General features: G+C 71.7%; 13 protein-coding genes and 5 tRNA genes. 1 reads left to right on the top strand and 17 read right to left on the bottom strand.

All coding sequences use genetic code 11. The features are described from left to right. Window positions 1-83: 83 nt before the first annotated feature. From PSESU_RS06705 to PSESU_RS06690, 4 genes are all read right to left on the bottom strand, one after another. A tRNA-Val gene (locus tag PSESU_RS06705) sits at window positions 84-158 on the bottom strand. A 98-nt stretch (window positions 159-256) separates the two neighbouring features. Then, window positions 257-1,882, bottom strand: a complete 1,626-nt coding sequence (locus PSESU_RS06700; protein WP_013535003.1) for an FMN-binding glutamate synthase family protein — start codon at window positions 1,880-1,882, stop codon at window positions 257-259. A gap of 66 nt (window positions 1,883-1,948) precedes the next feature. Then, window positions 1,949-3,247 (bottom strand): nucleotide sugar dehydrogenase, encoded by a 1,299-nt coding sequence (locus tag PSESU_RS06695; protein WP_013535002.1) that lies wholly within the window; start codon window positions 3,245-3,247, stop codon window positions 1,949-1,951. Window positions 3,248-3,267: 20 nt separating this feature from the next. Next, window positions 3,268-3,354: transfer RNA gene (locus PSESU_RS06690), tRNA-Leu, on the bottom strand. Between the two features lie 74 nt (window positions 3,355-3,428). Here PSESU_RS06690 and PSESU_RS06685 point away from each other — a divergent pair. Then, window positions 3,429-4,481, top strand: a complete 1,053-nt coding sequence (locus PSESU_RS06685; RefSeq protein ID WP_013535001.1) for a LacI family DNA-binding transcriptional regulator — start codon at window positions 3,429-3,431, stop codon at window positions 4,479-4,481. A 105-nt stretch (window positions 4,482-4,586) separates the two neighbouring features. Here PSESU_RS06685 and PSESU_RS06680 read toward each other — a convergent pair. The 13 genes from PSESU_RS06680 to PSESU_RS06620 form a co-directional block, all read right to left on the bottom strand. Further along, window positions 4,587-4,662: transfer RNA gene (locus PSESU_RS06680), tRNA-Gly, on the bottom strand. Window positions 4,663-4,687: 25 nt separating this feature from the next. Further along, window positions 4,688-4,761, bottom strand: a tRNA-Cys gene (locus PSESU_RS06675). Between the two features lie 117 nt (window positions 4,762-4,878). Beyond that, a tRNA-Gly gene (locus tag PSESU_RS06670) sits at window positions 4,879-4,954 on the bottom strand. A gap of 37 nt (window positions 4,955-4,991) precedes the next feature. Next, window positions 4,992-5,624, bottom strand: a complete 633-nt coding sequence (pgsA, locus tag PSESU_RS06665) for a CDP-diacylglycerol--glycerol-3-phosphate 3-phosphatidyltransferase (RefSeq protein ID WP_013535000.1) — start codon at window positions 5,622-5,624, stop codon at window positions 4,992-4,994. Continuing rightward, window positions 5,624-7,504 (bottom strand): excinuclease ABC subunit UvrC, encoded by a 1,881-nt coding sequence (gene uvrC / locus PSESU_RS06660; RefSeq protein ID WP_013534999.1) that lies wholly within the window; start codon window positions 7,502-7,504, stop codon window positions 5,624-5,626. Before uvrC ends, pgsA begins: the two co-directional genes overlap by 1 nt. Then, on the bottom strand, window positions 7,501-8,910 hold the full coding sequence (locus PSESU_RS06655) for a redoxin domain-containing protein (RefSeq protein WP_013534998.1): 1,410 nt from the start codon (window positions 8,908-8,910) through the stop codon (window positions 7,501-7,503). The genes uvrC and PSESU_RS06655 overlap by 4 nt, the downstream gene beginning before the upstream one ends. Beyond that, complete coding sequence (locus tag PSESU_RS06650; protein ID WP_013534997.1) at window positions 8,907-9,404, bottom strand: low molecular weight protein-tyrosine-phosphatase; 498 nt, start codon at window positions 9,402-9,404, stop codon at window positions 8,907-8,909. The genes PSESU_RS06655 and PSESU_RS06650 overlap by 4 nt, the downstream gene beginning before the upstream one ends. Then, window positions 9,401-10,177: a 3-deoxy-manno-octulosonate cytidylyltransferase gene (gene kdsB / locus PSESU_RS06645; RefSeq protein WP_013534996.1), complete on the bottom strand. Its 777-nt coding sequence runs from the start codon at window positions 10,175-10,177 to the stop codon at window positions 9,401-9,403. The genes PSESU_RS06650 and kdsB overlap by 4 nt, the downstream gene beginning before the upstream one ends. A 70-nt stretch (window positions 10,178-10,247) precedes the next feature. Further along, window positions 10,248-11,303, bottom strand: coding sequence for a tetraacyldisaccharide 4'-kinase (lpxK, locus tag PSESU_RS06640; protein ID WP_013534995.1), 1,056 nt, complete (start codon window positions 11,301-11,303; stop codon window positions 10,248-10,250). A gap of 70 nt (window positions 11,304-11,373) precedes the next feature. After that, window positions 11,374-13,122, bottom strand: coding sequence for a lipid A export permease/ATP-binding protein MsbA (msbA, locus tag PSESU_RS06635; protein ID WP_013534994.1), 1,749 nt, complete (start codon window positions 13,120-13,122; stop codon window positions 11,374-11,376). Then, window positions 13,119-13,538 (bottom strand): ExbD/TolR family protein, encoded by a 420-nt coding sequence (locus tag PSESU_RS06630; RefSeq protein WP_013534993.1) that lies wholly within the window; start codon window positions 13,536-13,538, stop codon window positions 13,119-13,121. The genes msbA and PSESU_RS06630 overlap by 4 nt, the downstream gene beginning before the upstream one ends. 9 nt (window positions 13,539-13,547) lie before the next feature. Beyond that, window positions 13,548-14,210 (bottom strand): MotA/TolQ/ExbB proton channel family protein, encoded by a 663-nt coding sequence (locus tag PSESU_RS06625; RefSeq protein WP_013534992.1) that lies wholly within the window; start codon window positions 14,208-14,210, stop codon window positions 13,548-13,550. 121 nt (window positions 14,211-14,331) lie between these two features. Continuing rightward, the gene (locus tag PSESU_RS06620) at window positions 14,332-16,659 is read right to left on the bottom strand and encodes a DNA internalization-related competence protein ComEC/Rec2 (RefSeq protein ID WP_013534991.1); all 2,328 of its coding nucleotides are present in this window, start codon (window positions 16,657-16,659) and stop codon (window positions 14,332-14,334) included. Window positions 16,660-16,728 lie beyond the last annotated feature (69 nt).

The following is a 16,728-nucleotide window of genomic DNA, read 5'->3' as shown; positions in this document are numbered from 1 at the left end:
GGCCAAATCGACACATTGTTAAGCAACCGCGCGTGAAAGCCGCATGCAAAAAGGCCGGCTTGGAAGCCGGCCTTTCTGGATTCTGGTGGGCGGTGCAGGGATCGAACCTGCGACCCTTGCCGTGTGAAGGCAATGCTCTACCGCTGAGCTAACCGCCCGGTAAGCCCGCACGGGTCAGTGCGGGCTGCGCATGTTAATGGGACGTGGCGAAGAGGTCAACGGTTTTGCTTCCGGTACCGCATCGCCGGTCCCAACCTCAGCAGTTCTTGGTGGCACGCAGCGCCGCCAGCCGCGCCGGCGGACCGAAGCTGTCCGGGCTGGCGTCCTCCCAGAAGTCGCGGAACACCGCGTGCTCCGGCAGGCTCCCGGCGAGCAGCTCGCCCGGACGCAGGAAACGATACAGCGCCGACAGCGAACGGATCTCGGTCGGCGAGACCCGGCGCACGATGTGCTCCGGCCCCAGCTCGGACGGATGGTTGAGCCCGGCCGCGCACAGCAGGTCGCGCAGCGCCCTCACGGTGTTGAGGTGGAACTGGTAGACCCGGGTCGCCTTGTCCTCCGGGTCCAGGTTGCGCCAGCGGCGGGGGTCCTGGGTGGCGATGCCGGTCGGGCAGCGGTCGTTGTGGCAGCTCAGCGACTGGATGCAGCCCAGCGAGAACATGAAGGCGCGCCCGGCGTTGCACCAGTCCGCGCCCATGGCCAGGGTGCGGGCGATGTCGAAGGCGCTGGTGATCCGCCCTGCCCCGGCCAGGCGGATGCGGTCGCGCAGGCCCAAGCCGACCAGGGTGTTGTGGACCAGCATCAGCGCCTCGTGCATCGGTACGCCGATATGGTCCATGAACTCCACCGGTGCGGCGCCGGTGCCGCCCTCGGCGCCATCGACCACGATGAAGTCCGGCAGCAGCCCGCTCCGGTGCATGGCCTTGGCGATGGCGAACCATTCCCAGGGGTGGCCGATCGCCAGCTTGAAGCCGACCGGCTTGCCGCCGGACAGCTCGCGCAGCCGGGCCACGAACTCCAGCAGCCCCAGCGGCGTATCGAATTCCGGGTGGCTGGCCGGGGATACGCAGTCCGCGCCCATCGGCACGCCACGGGTGGCCGCGATCTCGGCGCTGACCTTGGCCGCCGGCAGCACCCCGCCGTGGCCGGGCTTGGCACCCTGCGACAGCTTGACCTCGATCATCTTCACCTGCGGCCGCGCGGCCTGCTCGGCGAAGCGTTGCGGGTCGAAGCGCCCGTTGGCGTCGCGGCAGCCGAAGTAGCCCGAGCCCAGTTCCCAGACCAGGTCGCCGCCCTTCTCCAGGTGGTAGGGCGAGATCGAGCCTTCGCCGGTGTCGTGGTAGAAGCCTCCGCGTTTGGCACCCTCGTTGAGCGCGCGGACCGCATTGGCCGACAGCGAGCCGAAGCTCATCGCCGAGATGTTGAACACGCTGGCGCGGTACGGCTGCGCGGTATCCGGGCCGACGGTGATGCGGAAGTCGTGGTCGGCGATCTTCGTCGGGACCAGCGAGTGGTTGATCCACTCGTAGTCGTTGGCGTAGGTGTCCTGCAGGGTCCCGAACGGCAGCACGTCCATGACGTTCTTCGAGCGCCGGTAGACCAGCTCGCGCTGCTGGCGCGAGAACGGTACCCGGTCGGTGTCGGCCTGGACGAAGTACTGGCGGATCTCCGGCCCGATCGATTCCAGCCCGTAGCGGAAGTGGGCCAGCAGCGGGTAGTTGCGGCGCAGCGTGCTGCGCGCCTGCAGCAGGTCCCAGCTGCCGACCGCGACCAGGACCAGGCCGATGCCCACGCCCCAGCCCCAGCTGGGCCAGCGCAGGGCCAGCGGGATCGAGGCCAGCAACAGGGCCCAGGCGGCGGCATAGCCGAGATAGCGGTGCATCATGGCTCCTCGCGGTACGGTGTCCTTGAGTCTAGCCAGCCCCGCGCAGCGGCGGGGCGAACACGCCTACAGGCGCGCGTCAACCACTTCGCGCGGCCACGCCGACTTGACGTCGTAGACCACCACGCCGGGCCGGCCCAGCGCGCGGATGCGCCCCGCGTCCCAGTCGCGGAACTGGCCGTGGACCACGGCCAGCACGATGGCGTCGTAGGCGCCCTGCTCCGGCTCGTCCTGCAGCGGCACGCCAAGCGCGGCCGACTCGTCCGGACTGGCCCATGGGTCGACCGCATCGACCCGGGCGCCGGAGGCGGCCAGCTCGCGCACCAGGTCCAGCGCGCGGCTGTTGCGCAGGTCCGGGCAGTTCTCCTTGAAGGTCACGCCCAGCACCAGCACCCGCGACTGCGCCGGCTCCCGCCCGCGCTCGCGCAGCAGGGACAGCACCTTGCCGACCACGTGGCCGACCACCCGCTCGTTGACCTCGCGCGCGGTGTGGATCAGCTCGGGATGGAAACCGGCGTTGCGCGACCTGTGCAGCAGGTAGTACGGATCCACGCCGATGCAGTGGCCGCCGACCAGGCCTGGGCGGAACGGCAGGAAGTTCCACTTGGTCCCGGCCGCTTCCAGCACATCGCCGGTGTCGATGCCCAGCCGGTCGAACACCAGCGCCAGTTCGTTGACCAGGGCGATGTTGACGTCGCGCTGGATGTTCTCGACCACCTTGGCCGCCTCGGCCACGCGGATCGAGGGCGCCGGCCAAGTGCCCGCGGTGATGATCGAACGGTACAGCGCGTCCACGGCGCGCGCGGCAGCCGGATGCGAGCCGGAGGTGATCTTGCGGATGTCGGCCAGGCGCCGATGGTGGTCGCCCGGGCTGACCCGCTCGGGGCTGTAACCGCAGCTGAAATCGACGTTGAAGCGCAGTCCCGAACCCTCTTCCAGGATCGGTACGCAGATCTCCTCGGTGGTGCCGGGATAGACCGTGGATTCGTAGATCACCAGGTCGCCCGGCTTCAGCGCGGCGGCCACCAGCCTGGTGGCCTGGCGCAGCGGCTCCAGGTCCGGCTCGCGGAAACTGTCGATCGGCGTCGGCACGGCAACGATGAAGATCGCGCAGCTGCGCAGGCCCGCCGGATCGGAACCCAGCTCCAGCCCGCCGGCCGAGGCCAGCGCGTCGGCCGCTAGTTCGCGGGTGCGGTCATGGCCGGCGCGCAGTTCCGCCACACGCGCCGCATCGACGTCGAAGCCCAGGACCCGCCTGCGCGCCCCGAAAGCCACCGCAAGGGGCAAACCCACGTACCCCAGCCCAATGACCGCGACGCGGGCGTCATCCGCGGGAAGGGGGACTTCGATGTCGGTCGCCTGCATATGGCTCCAGCGGCGTTGAATGGTGCCCGGGGCGGGAATCGAACCCGCAAGGCCTTGCGGCCGGAAGATTTTAAGTCTCCTGTGTCTACCAGTTTCACCACCCGGGCGGGGCAGGTCCGGTGCAGGGCACCGCGCGCATTGTGCCATCGGCCAAGGGCTGCACGCCGCCCGCTCCGCTAGAATGGCCTGCCACCCGCTCCAGTCGCGGGCCAGGGGAGATGCAGTGCGAGCCAGGATCGAGGACGTCGCCGCCGCTGCGGGCGTATCCATGAAGACGGTCTCGCGGGTGTTCAACCGCGAACCGAATGTCCGCGAGGAAACCCGCCTGCGGGTCGAGGAAGCCGCGCGCCAGCTGAAGTACCGGCCCAACACCTCCGCGCGCAGCCTCGCCGGGCGCCGCTCGTACCTGGTGTCGCTGCTGTACGACAACCCCTCGCCCAGCTACATCATGGAAGTGATCGAGGGCGTGCTGACCGCCTGCGAGCAGTCGCATTACGGCCTGACCCTGCGCCCGGTGGACTTCGGCCAGCGCGGCCACGTCGAATCGGTCGAGACCCTGGTCGCCCAGTACCGTCCCGACGGCCTCATCCTCACCCCGCCGCTGTCCGACGACGCCGCCCTGGTCAAGCGCCTGCGCGAACTCAACGTGCGCTACGCGACCATCTCGGCCAAGCGCGACAACGGCGGCATAGGCACCATCCTCGACGAGCGCGCCGCGGCGGCGGACATGATGGCCCACGTGATCGCGCTCGGGCACCGCCGCATCGGCCACATCACCGGCCACCGCAGCCACGGCGGCCGCGCCTGGCGCCTGGCCGGCTACCTCGACGGCCTGCGCCAGGCCGGGATCGAGCCGGATCCGGACCTGGTGGTGGAAGGCGAGTTCTCGTTCGAATCGGGCATCGCCGGCGCGCGCCAGCTGCTGGACATGGACGATCCGCCGACCGCGATCTTCGCCGCCAACGACGACACCGCCTGCGGCGTGCTCTACGAGGCGGCCGCGCGCGGCCTTGCGGTACCGGCGCAGCTGTCGGTGTTCGGTTTCGACGACACCCCGATCTCGCGCCAGGTGTGGCCCAGCCTGACCACCGTGCGCCAGCCCAGCCGCGAGATGGGCCGGATAGCCGCCCAGCAGCTGATCACCGCCATCGACGGCCACGGCCCCGCGCACATGGTGCGCGTGCCCTACCAGCTGCAGCTGCGCCATTCGACCGGCCCCGCCCCGGCCCGCTGAGCGGGCCTGCGGTCCGTCGCTTTCGCGAACCCCGTACCCCGGAAACGGCAAAGCCCCGGTTACCCGGGGCCTTGGCTGCCTGCCACCGTGGGGTGGCTGGCGGATTGGAGCGGGAAACGAGACTCGAACTCGCGACCTCAACCTTGGCAAGGTTGCGCTCTACCAACTGAGCTATTCCCGCATAAGTTTTTCAGCGCCGGTACCGATGGAGGCCTGGGTCGGAATTGAACCGGCGTACGCGGATTTGCAGTCCGCTGCATAACCACTCTGCCACCAGGCCGGTGACCGGTACCGCCAGCGGAAAACCGCCGGAGAGACCCTCAAAACAAAACCCCGTCTCCGGGGCCTTGTCGAGTCGCTGCCCAACCCCTTCGGGGGTTCGCCACGACCATCGATCTGGAGCGGGAAACGAGACTCGAACTCGCGACCTCAACCTTGGCAAGGTTGCGCTCTACCAACTGAGCTATTCCCGCTTGGGAGACGCGCATTTTAGGGTTTTCACGAAACCTGTCAACTGGTCCCGTGCATTTTCTTGGCCTTCCTGCGCGCGGCCGAAGCCTGCTCGTCCTCGGCCAATGCCGGCCATGCCGCATGCAGGTACTGGAAGCCCGACCACAGGGTCAGCAGCGCGGCGATGGCCAGCAGCCAGTCGCCGATATGGAACACCGGCTCGCCCATCCAGATGCCCGCGGTCTGCCGGTTGGGGCTGACCGAATACAGCAGGCAGGACAGCGCGACCATCTGCGCGGTGGTCTTCACCTTGCCGATCATGGCCACCTTCACCGTGGCCCGCTGGCCCAGCTCGGCCATCCACTCGCGCAGGGCCGAGACCGCGATCTCGCGGCCGACGATCACCGCCGCCCAGAACGCCATCCACGGGGTCGGATGGCCCTGGACGATCAGGAACAGGGCCACGGCCACCATCAGCTTGTCGGCCACCGGGTCGAGGAAGGCACCGAAGGCCGAGTGCATGCCGTAACGGCGTGCGACCCAGCCATCCAGCCAGTCGGTCACGGCGGCGAGGATGAACACTCCGGCGGCGGCGAAATTGGTCCACCTGTAGGGCAGATAGAACACCAGGACGAGCACCGGGATCATCAGGATCCGCAGCAGGGTCAGCCAGGTGGGAACAGTCAGGGTCATCAGTCTTGCTGGGAATCGGTGCCGGGCACGGGCAGCCCGTGCAGGGTAGCGTAGATGCGGGTGGCAAGGGCCGCGTTGATCCCTTCGACCCGGGCGATCTCCTCCTCGCCCGCCGCTTTGAGCCCGCCAAGGCCGCCGAAATGCTTGAGCAGGGCGGCGCGGCGGCGCGGGCCGATGCCGGGGATGTCCTCCAGGCGGCTGCTGGTGCGCGCCTTCTGCCGCCGGCCGCGGTGGCCGGTGATGGCGAAGCGGTGGGCCTCGTCGCGCACCTGCTGGATGAACTGCAGCGCCGGCGAGGCCGCGCCCGGGCGCACCTCGCGGCCGTCGGGGAAGACCAGGGTCTCGTCGCCGGCGCGACGCTGCTCGCCCTTGGCCACGCCGACCAGCAGCACGTTCTCCACGCCCAGGTCGGCCAGCACCTCGCGTGCCTGGGCCAGCTGCCCTGCCCCGCCGTCGATCAGCAGCACGTCCGGCAGCACCGAGTTCGCACCCGGCGGGGCCACGCCGGCCTCGGCCTCCATCGCGCGGCGGAAGCGGCGCTCGATGGCCTGGCGCATGGCCGCGTAGTCGTCGCCCGGCTCGATCCCGCTGATGTTGTAGCGACGGTACTGGTTGCGCACCGGACCGGCCGGGTCGAACACCACGCACGAGGCCACGGTGGCCTCGCCCAGGGTATGGCTGATGTCGAAGCACTCGACCCGCGACGGCGCCTCCTCCAGCCCCAGCAGTTCGCGCAGGGCGTCGCTGCGCAGCTGCTGCGCGTTGCGGCTGGCCATTTCGCTGGCCAGGGCGACCTTGGCGTTGCGCCGCGCCAGTTCCAGGTAGCCGGCGCGTTCGCCACGCACGCTGGACTTGAGCACGACCTTGCGCCCGGCGCCCTCGGCCAGCGCCAGTTCGATCAGGTCGGCGTCGGGGATGGCACGGTCCAGTACGATCTCCGGCGGCGCCGGCTGCTCGGCGTAGTACTGCGACACGAACGCGGCCAGCACTTCCTCCGCGCTGTCCTCGCCGTTGGTACGCGGGAAGAAGGCGCGGGTGCCGAGGTTGCGGCCGTCGCGGAACGCCAGCAGCAGCACGCAGGCGTGGCTGCCCTGCATCTCGCAGGCGATCACGTCGAGGTTGGCGGCATGGCCGTCCACGTACTGGCGCGCCTGCATGCCGCGCAGCTGCGCCAGCAGGTCGCGCAGGCGCGCTGCCTCCTCGAATTCCAGCGCCTGGCCGGCCTTCTCCATTGCCGCTGACAGTTCTTTGCCCAGCTCGTCGCTGCGTCCTTCCAGGAACAGCGAGGCGCGGCGCACGGACTCGGCGTAGTCGTCCGCCGCGACCAGGTCCACGCAGGGCGCGCTGCAGCGGCCGATCTGGTACTGCAGGCAGGGCCGGCTGCGGTTGCGGAACACGCTGTCCTCGCAGCTGCGCAGGCGGAACAGCTTGTGCATCAGGTTCATGGTCTCGCGCACGGCGCTGGCGCTGGCATAGGGACCGAAGTAACGCCCGGGCACCGCGCGCGGGCCCCGGTGGAAGGCCAGCCGCGGCCATTCCTCGCGGGTCAGCAGCACGTAGGGATAGCTCTTGTCGTCGCGCAGCGAGACGTTGTAACGCGGCGACAGCGACTTGATCAGCTGGTTCTCGAGCAGCAGCGCCTCGGCCTCGGTGCGGGTGACCGTGACCTCCATGCGCGCGATCTGCGCGACCATCGAGTGGATGCGCGGGCTCTTGGGCGTGTTGCTGAAGTAGCTGGCGACGCGGCGCTTGAGCGCGCCGGCCTTGCCGACGTACAGCAGGCTGCCGTCGGCCGCGTACATGCGGTACACGCCCGGGGCCGTGCTCAGGCCGGAGACGAAGGCCTTGCCATCGAACTCCGGCACCGCTGGACTGCTCATTCGCTGATGGTCACGTCGCCCAGTTCACCGGTGACGATGTCATAGCGCAGCACGGCATGGGCGTCGGTCTCGGCGATCCACACCGCACCACCGGCGATGGCCAGGCCGGTCGGTCCGTGCAGGCGCCGCGGCAGGCTCACCGTGGTCAGCTCGCCGCCGCCCAGGCGCAGGGTGCGCAGGCTGCCGTTGCCGCTGTCGGCGATCCACAGCAGCGGCGCGTCCGCGCTCAGGGCGATGCCCAGCGGATGCTGAAGGCGGGCGCTGGCGCGCGGACCATCGGCGTCACCGAAGTCCCACATGCCCTGCCCCACCAAGGTCTGGACCAGGTCGCTGCGCAGCTGCAGCGAGCGGATCGCCGAACCCAGCGCATCGCACACGTACAGCACCTGCTGCACCGCGGCCAGGCCGGTCGGCTGGGCAAACGCGGCGATGGTGCGGGCGTTGCCGTCGCGCATCTCCAGGCGGCCGGTGCCGGCGCGCAGCGATAGCTCGCCGCGGCCGAGGTCGTAGCTCCACAGGCGGTTGTCGCCGGCGCAGGCGATGTGCACCTGGTTGGCGGCGATGGCCAGCGAGACCGGATGGTTGAGCGAGGTGTTGGTGCCGGCTACCGGGCCTTCCAGCGGGTCGCCGGCGCGGCCATTGCCGCACAGGGTGTCGACCGTGCCATTGAGCAGGTTGATCCGGCGCAGCGAGTGGTTGCCGGTGTCGGCCACGTAGAGGACCTCGCGCTCCAGCGCCAGGCCCTGGGGCCGGTTGAACGCGGCCTGGTCGTGCGGGCCATCCATCGAATCGGCGGTGCCCAGGCCGAACTGGCGCAGGACGCGGCCCGAATGGGTGCACTCGAGGATGCGGTGGTGGCCGCTGTCGGCGATGAACAGGCGGTCGGCGCTGGCCGCGACCGCGGACGGGAAGCGCAGCGACAGGCGCGGCTCGGGCACCGTCTCCACCAGGCGTCCGCCGTCCGGATGCGGGGCGACGTTCTCGGCCAGGGCGGACAGCGCGCGGTCCAGGTCGCCGTTCAGGCCGACGATGCGCTCGCGCTCGCGACCCTCGGCGTCGACCAGCAGCAGGGTTGGCCAGGACTCGATGCCGTAGCGCTGCCAGGCCGCCCAGTCAGCGTCCAGCAGCGCCGGGAAGGCGTTGCCGTGGCGCCGCAGCAGCTTCAGCGAACGCTGCGGCTGGCGCTCGCAGTCGAAGCGCGGCACCTGCAGCACCAGCACGTGCAGGCGTCCCGGGTTGCGGGCCTGCCAGTTCGCCAGCTCCTGCAGGCGCTGGGTGCACCAGGCAGAGGCGGCGTTGACGAAGGCCAGCACGACCGGGCGGCCGCGCAGATCGTTGAGCGAGGCCGGGGTGGCATTGAGCCAGTCCAGCCCGGCGGGCAGTTCCTGTAGGGTCGCCGCGTTCATGGGACGATTATGCCCAAGCCGGCGCGCGTGGAAAGCCGTTCGACCGCGGCGAGGGCCGCGGCGTCCACCAGGGACCAGGTTTCCTCGAAGTGGTCGTCCCCGCCGTAGTAGGGATCCGGCACCTCCCCGCCGGGCACGGTCCCGGCCCAGTCCAGCAGCAGGGCGACCTTGTGGCGGGCTTCCACCGGGGCCAGCCGGCGCACGTCGCGCAGGTTGTCGGCATCGGCGCACAGCAGCCAGTCGAAGTCCTCGAAATCGCGGCTGCGGACCTGGCGCGCGCGCAGGCCGCCGATGTCCACGCCGTGGCGGCGGGCACAGGCGATGGCGCGGCGGTCCGGCGGCTCGCCGGCGTGCCAGCCGCCGGTGCCGGCCGAGTCGACCTCCACCCGGCCGTCGAGGTGCGAGGCGGCGATCCGCGCCCGCAGCGCGCCCTCGGCCATCGGCGAGCGGCAGATGTTGCCCAGGCACACGACCAGGATGCGGGTGGTGCTCATGCGCGGATTCCGCGCAGGCGGGCCTCGGCGCGCTCCAGGTCCTCGGGGGTGTCCACGCCCGGCGGGAACGGTTCCGGGGTCAGGCCCACGGCGATGCGGTGGCCGGCCTCGAGCACGCGCAGCTGCTCCAGCGACTCGATCCGCTCCAGCACGCCCGGCGGCATCGCCGCGAACGCGCGCAGGAAACCGGCACGGTAGGCATAGATGCCGATATGGCGCAGCCAGTGCCCGCCCTCCGGCAGCATGCCGCGGTCGCGGGCGAAGGCATCGCGCGGCCACGGGATTGGTGCGCGGCTGAAGTACAGGGCATCACCGCCGGCGGCACGCACCAGCTTGACGGTGTTGGGGTCGAACAGGACCTCGGCCTCCTCCACCGGCGCGGCCAGGGTGGCCATGGCGGCACCGCTGTCGGCCAGGATGCGTGCCACCTCGCGGATGCCGCTGGCCGGAGCGAAGGGTTCGTCGCCCTGCAGGTTCACCACCAGGGTGTCGTCGCTCCAGCCGGCGATCGCGGCGCACTCGGCCAGGCGGTCGGTGCCGGAGGCATGTTCGGGCGAGGTCATGGCCACGCGCACGCCGGGCTCGTTGCCCACTGCCTCGGCCACGCGCTGGTCGTCGGTGGCCAGCCACACCTCGCGCGCGCCGGCGGCCAGCGCGCGTCGCGCCACGTGCAGCACGAGCGGCTCGCCGCCGAGCGGGCGCAGCGGCTTGCCCGGCAGGCGGCTGGCGGCGTAGCGGGCCGGCACCGCGACCACGAAATCCAGTTGCGACATGCGCTCTCTCCGATCGGACGGGGGCATTGTAGGAGGACCGGCGACGGCGGCCAGCGAAGGCCGCGGCGACTCAGTCCTGCGGCGGACGCGGGCCGAGGCGGTCCAGCAGTGCGATCCAGAACGCGGCAGGCAACTCGGCGTCCACCGGCACCGCGTGGCAGCGCTCGTCGGCGAAGCCGGCGCACTTGACCGCATCCTTCTCGGTCATCAGCACCGGCAGGTCGTTGCCGAAGTCCAGGTCGGACGGCTGGTAGGCGTGGTGGTCGGCGAAGGCATGCGGCACCACGCCGATCCCGGCCGCGCGCAAGGTGTCGAAGAACCGGCCCGGGTTGCCGATACCGGCCACCGCGTGCACGCGCAGCCCGGCGAAGGTCGCCAGCGGGCGCGGCCGGCCGCCGGCCAGCGGCAGCACGTTGCGGGTGCGCAGGTGCATGGGCCATTCGCCGAAGCCGGTCTCGCAGGTGGCGGCACGCTCGGCGGCACGGCCGGTACCCGGGGTGCTCGCCGCGGTGCCGCCGTGGCCCAGGTTGACCACCCGGAAGTCGCAGCGGCGCCCACGCTCGGCCGGCTCGCGCAGGGGACCTGCCGGCAGCATGCGGCCGTTGCCGTAGCGGCGGGTGCCGTCGATCACCTCGATCTCGATGTCGCGCTCGAGCCGGTAGTGCTGCAGGCCGTCGTCGCACACGACCACGTCGCAGCCGGCCTCGACCAGCGCGCGCGCGGCGGCAACGCGGTTGCCGTCCACCCGCACCGGGACCGCGGCGCGGCGCGCGATCAGCACCGGCTCGTCGCCGCCCTGCTCCACCGGGGTTTCGGGCAGCACCCAGCGCGGCGCGGTGTCGGCGCGGCCGTAGCCGCGGCTGGCCACGCCCGGACGCCAGCCCGCCTGGCGCAGGCGCTCGACCAGGGCCAGGGTCAGCGGGGTCTTGCCGGCGCCGCCGGCGGCGAGGTTGCCGACCACGATCACCGGCACCGGCACGCTCTCCTTGCGCAGCAGGCCCATGCGGTAAAGCCTCTGGCGCAGGGCGATCGCGCCGGCATACACCGGCGCCAGCAGCCGTGCCGGCAGCGGCACCGGGCTGCCGTCGAACCACCAGGACGGGGTCTTCGGGGCACCGCGGCTCATCGCCATCCCTCGACATGCATGCGGGCGACCGCCGTTGCGACCGGCCGCTTCGTGTCCTTGCCGGTTTCCATCACGCCTGGGGCTCGCGGAACTGGGCGCTGTGCAGGTGGGCGTAGAGGCCGCCGGCGGCGACCAGCTCGGCGTGGGTACCGTGCTCGACGATCCGGCCCTGGTCCAGCACCAGCACCTGGTCGGCGTGCTCGATGGTCGACAGGCGGTGCGCGATGACCAGGGTCGTACGCTCGGGCATCAGCCGCTGCAGCGCATCCTGCACCAGGCGCTCGGACTCGTTGTCCAGGGCCGCGGTGGCCTCGTCCAGGATCAGGACCGGGGCGTCGCGCAGGATCGCGCGGGCGATCGCCAGGCGCTGGCGCTGGCCGCCGGACAGCAGCGAGCCATTCTCGCCGATCGGCGTATCCAGGCCTTGGGGCAGCCGCTCGATGAACTCCCAGGCGTTGGCCGCCTCGGCCGCGGCACGGATCGCGGCATGGTCGGCATCGGAGCCGTAGGCGATGTTGGCGGCGACGGTGTCGTCGAACAGCATCACCTTCTGCCCGACCAGGGCGATCTGCCGGCGCAGGTCGGCCATGCGGTATTCGTGCAGCGGCACCCCGTCCAGGGTGATGCGCCCGGAACTGGGCTCGTAGAAGCGCGGCACCAGCCGTACCAGGCTGGTCTTGCCGGAGCCGGAGCGGCCGACGATCGCGGTCACCGTGCCCGGGCGGGCGACGAAGCTGACATCGTCCAGGGCGAAGCCCGGCTGGTCGCGGTAGCGCAGGCTGACATGCTCGAACGCCAGGTCGCCGCGGGCGCGGCCGATGGCGCGGCTGCCGGTGTCGGCCTCTTCCTCGCTGTCGAGGATCTGGAACAGGCGCTCGGCCGCGGACACGCCGCGCGACACCGCGGTCTGCACGCTGGTCACGCGCCGCAGCGAGGGGATGATCGCCATCATCGCGGTCATCAGCATCACGAAGTCGCCGGCGTCGAGGCGGCCCTGCAGGGCCTCGCGCGCGGCCACCCACACGATCGCCGCCAGCGCCAGCGCCGCCAGCAGCTGGACCATCGCCGAGGCGCCGGCGCGGGTGCTCTCGACCTTCATGTTGAGGCCGAGGATGCGGTTGGCCAGGCCGGCGTAACGGCCGGTTTCCAGCGATTGCGCGCCGTGGATCTTGACGTCCTGCTGCGCGGCCAGCGACTGCTCGGCGCTGGCGGCCATCCGCCCCATGCCGTCCTGGATGCCGCCGCTGATGCGGCGGTAGCGCCTGCCCACGTACCAGACGATCACGCCGATCAGCGGGGTGATCAGCAGCATGGCGAAGGTCACCTTGACGCTCGCCCATAGCATGATGCCCAGCAGGCCGACGATGGTGAGGCTGTCGGTCACCAAGGTCTTGAGCGCCTCGGAGCTGGCGGCGGTGACCTGCTCGGTATCGAAGTTCAGGCGGCTGACCATCACCGGGGTGGATTCGGCATCGAAGTGCGCCGAAGGCAGGCGCAGGTACTTGGCCAGCACCTGCTCGCGCAGGTCGCGGACCACGCTGCGGCCGGTGCGTGCCATGCCGTAGTCGGTGACGAAGGTCGCCACGCTGCGCAGCACGAACAGGCCGACGATGGCCAGCGGCAGGAACACCGCGTCCTCGGCGGTGGGCTGCACGAAGTTGTTGGTCAGCGGCTTCATAAGGCGCACGAAACCGGCGCCGGCGATCGCCTCGACCGCCATGGCGACCAGCGCGGCGGCCAGGAACATCCAGTAGGCGCGGGTGTAACCGAGCAGGCGCCGGTAGATCGGCCAGACCGGTTGCCGGGGGGTACGGCTCAAGACTGCGGCTCCGGTGCGGTGGCGATGGCGATGCGGCGGAAGCCCAGCTGGGCCAGGGCGTCCTGGGCGGTGACCACCGCCTGGTACGGGGTGCGGGCGTCGGCGCGCAGCATCACTGGCAGCTCGCGGTCGTCGCCGGCGACCGCGGCGATGGCCTGCTTGACCGCCTCCACGTCGGTGCGCAGCACCTCCTGCTCGCCGACGAAGTAGCGGCCGTCGGCATTGACCAGGATGTTGATCGTCTTCGGCGGCGCCGGCTGCTGCGCGCTGGCCACCGGCAGTTGCAGCTGCAGGGTCGAGCGCACGTCGAAGGTGGTGGTGATCACGAAGAAGATGATCAGCACCAGGATGACGTCGATCAGCGGCACCAGGTCGATGCCGGGTTCGTCATGGGCGCGCTGGTCGCGGATCCGCATGGCCGGTCCTCAGCCGCGCACCGGCGCCGGGCGCTGCGGCGCGCGCGCCGGCTTGGCCGGCGTGGCGGCCGGGCTACGCTCGATCGCGTCCAGCAGCGCGGTGGCCTCCTCCTCCATCTCGATCACGTAGCCGGCGATGCGGCTGCGGAAGAAGCGGTGGAAGGCCAGCGCCGGGATCGCCACGATCATGCCGGTGGCGGTGCAGACCAGGGCCTTGCCGATGCCGCCGGCGAGCTGGTTCACGTCGCCCAGGCCGTGGTCGAGGATGCCCAGGAACATCTGGATCATGCCGACCACGGTACCCAGCAGGCCCAGTAGCGGGCCGGCCGAGGCGATGGTGCCGAGGGCGTTGAGGAAGCGCTCCATGCGGTGCACCAGGTGGCGGCCGGTGTCTTCCAGGCGCTCGCGGATCAGCTCGCGCGGGCGTTGGCGCACGTCCAGCGCGGCGGCCAGCAGGGCGCCGAGAGGCGAATTGCGCCGCAGCGATTCGATGTGGGCAGGCTCGAGCTCGCCACGGGCGGCCCAGTTACGGACCTCCTCGCCCAGGCGCGGCGGCATCACCTCGACCCGGCGCAGGCTCCACAGCCGCTCGATGATGATCGCCAGTGCCACGAGCCCCAACAGGATCAACGGCAGCATCGGCCAGCCGCCGGCCTTCACCAGTTCCCACACCTGAACCACCTCCGGCCTGCGGCCGTCATGCACAGGGGCGTAAGGATGACGGCAAACGCCTGCGCGGCGCCAGCCCACCGCACGCCGGCGCATGTGAAGGAGCGCATGTCGCGCCGGCGCGCTATCCATCCGGCTCGCCGGGCTGCGGCACCGGCCGGTCCCACAGCCGCCGGCGCCAGGCGCGGCGCTCGCGCACCGCCACGCCCTCCCCGTCCAGCCAGACCCGGATCGCGCCCGAGGCGGGCGTGGCCAGGACCTCGGCGCCATGGTGCCGCCAGCGCCGGACCACGACCCCGTGCGGATGGCCGAAGCGGTTGCGGTGGCCGGCAGCCACCAGGGCCAGGCGCGCACCCGTGGCGGCCACGAAGCCCGGCGAGGAGCTGCCGCCGCTGCCGTGGTGGGGCAGCACCACCACGTCCGCGCGCAGCTCGTCCGGGCTGCGCAGGAGGCGCTGCTCGATCACCTCGCCGATATCGCCCGGCAGCAGGATCGCCCCATGCACCGACTCGATCCGCAGCACGCAACTGGCCTCGTTGCGCAGGTAGGGGAAGTACGCGGATGGGTGCAGGAAGCGGAAACGGACCCCGTCCCATTCCCAGCCCATCCCCCTCTCGCAGGGACCATCGACCTCCAGCGGCGCACCCTCCGGCGCCAGCGCCAGGTCCACCGGCACCGCCTCCCGCACCGCGGGCCAGCCCCCTGCGTGGTCCTGGTCGGCGTGGCTGACCACCATGCGGTCCAGGTGGTGCACGCCCAGCGCGCGCAGCGCCGGGAGCACCGCGCGTTCGCCAGCGTCGTAGCCATCGCGCACCGCCGGCCCGGCGTCGTACAGCAGGCTGTGGTGGCGGGTGCGTACCAGCGCCGACAGCCCTTGGCCAACGTCGAACACGTGCAGTTCCACCCCGCCGGGCGGCGGCAGCTCCCGGTCCGGCAGCAGCAGGGGCAGCCACAGCAGCAATGCCAGCGGCTTGCCCGGCACCCCGCGCGGCAGCATCAGCCAGAACGCCCCGGCCAGGGCCGGCAGCACCGCCCAGCCGCGCGCCTCCGGCAGCCACCACAGCGCGAAGGGGCTGCCAGCCATGCCCTCGAACAGGCGCCAGCTGGGATCGAAACAGGCCGCGGCCAGGCGCCAGGCCCAGCCCCCCGCTCCGCCGTGCAATGCCTCGAGCAGGGTGCCGACCAGGCTCAAGGGCACCACCACCAGGCTCCACCACGGGATTGCCAGCAGGTTGGCCAGCGGCCCCGCCAGCGAAGCCTGCTGGAACAGCACCGCACCCAGTGGCAGCAGGCCCAGGGTGGCCACGCCCTGGGCGCGCAGGAAATCGCGCAGCCAGTGGCTGCCGCCTTCGACCGGCAGGCACCAGACCAGCCAGGCCACGCCGGCGAAGCTGAGCCAGAACCCGGCCTGCAGCACCGACAGCGGATCGGCCAGCAGCACCGCCAGCAGGGCCAGCGCCAGGCCTTCCCACGGTCCCTGCGCGCGCCGTGCCAGGCGCGCCAGTGCCACCACTGCGATCATCAACACCGTACGCACGGTCGGCAGCGCGAACCCGGCCACCGCGGCATAGCCGGTGGCCGCGACCACCGCCGCCAGCGCCGCCGCCTGCGGACGCGGAATGCGCCGGGCCAGGCCGGGCAGCAGCCACCACAGTCCCAGCACCAGCCAGGCGCCGAAACCAGCGGCCAGGCCGACATGGAAACCGGAGATCGCGATCAGGTGGGTCAGGCCCACCGCACGTAACACCGCCCAGTCCGGGTCCTGCAGGCCGCGGGTGTCGCCCAGCGCCAGCGCGCGCACGAAGCGCGCCGCCGGCGAAGCCACCGCGGCATCGATCCGCCCGGCCATGCGGCCACGCCAGGCATCGATGCCGCGCGCAGGCGCCAGCGGACGCGCCAGCTGCGGTGCACGCAGGTAGCCGGTCGCGGCGATACGCTGGGCCAGGGCGTGGCGCCCGGCATCGAAACCGCCGGGATTGGCCAGGCCGCGCGGCGCGCGCAGGTGGGCATGCATGCTCCAGGTCGCGCCGGCCTGCAGCTGCAGCCGCGCGCCCGGTTCCTGCGCACCGAAGTCGTCGTACCAGGACAGCTGGAGCAGCCGGCCGCGCAGTTCCGGCGGGGCCTGCTCGCCCACCCGCAGCAGGAACCGGGTACGGCGCGCCTCGTGTTCCGGCAGGCCCACCACCCTGCCCTCCACCCGCGCGTCGCGCCCATCCAGTGCTTCCGGCAGCTGTGCCGCCAGGCCCCAGCCCGCATGCAGTCCGGCCCAGCCGAATCCCAGCAGCAGCGCACCAAGGGCGCGGCCCCGCCACGGCCAGGCCCAGGCCAGCAAGCCGGCAAGCAGCGCCAGCCAGCGCAGCGGCGCGGGCGCCAGGGCCGGCAGGAACAGGCATCCGGTCACGCCAGCCAGCAGGGCCGCGGCGCAGGCCAGGCCGGCGGGTCGCGCGACCATCCGCGCGACACCCCCGGCGCTTTCAACGGGCACGCAGTTCGCTGGCACCGGCGGCGCGGGCCGACGCTC

This window comes from Pseudoxanthomonas suwonensis 11-1, from assembly GCF_000185965.1.
In the GTDB taxonomy this organism is placed as follows: Bacteria; Pseudomonadota; Gammaproteobacteria; order Xanthomonadales; family Xanthomonadaceae; genus Pseudoxanthomonas; species Pseudoxanthomonas suwonensis_A.
Note: the sequence above shows the minus strand (reverse complement) of the source record. Positions and strands in the feature narration are given on the sequence as shown.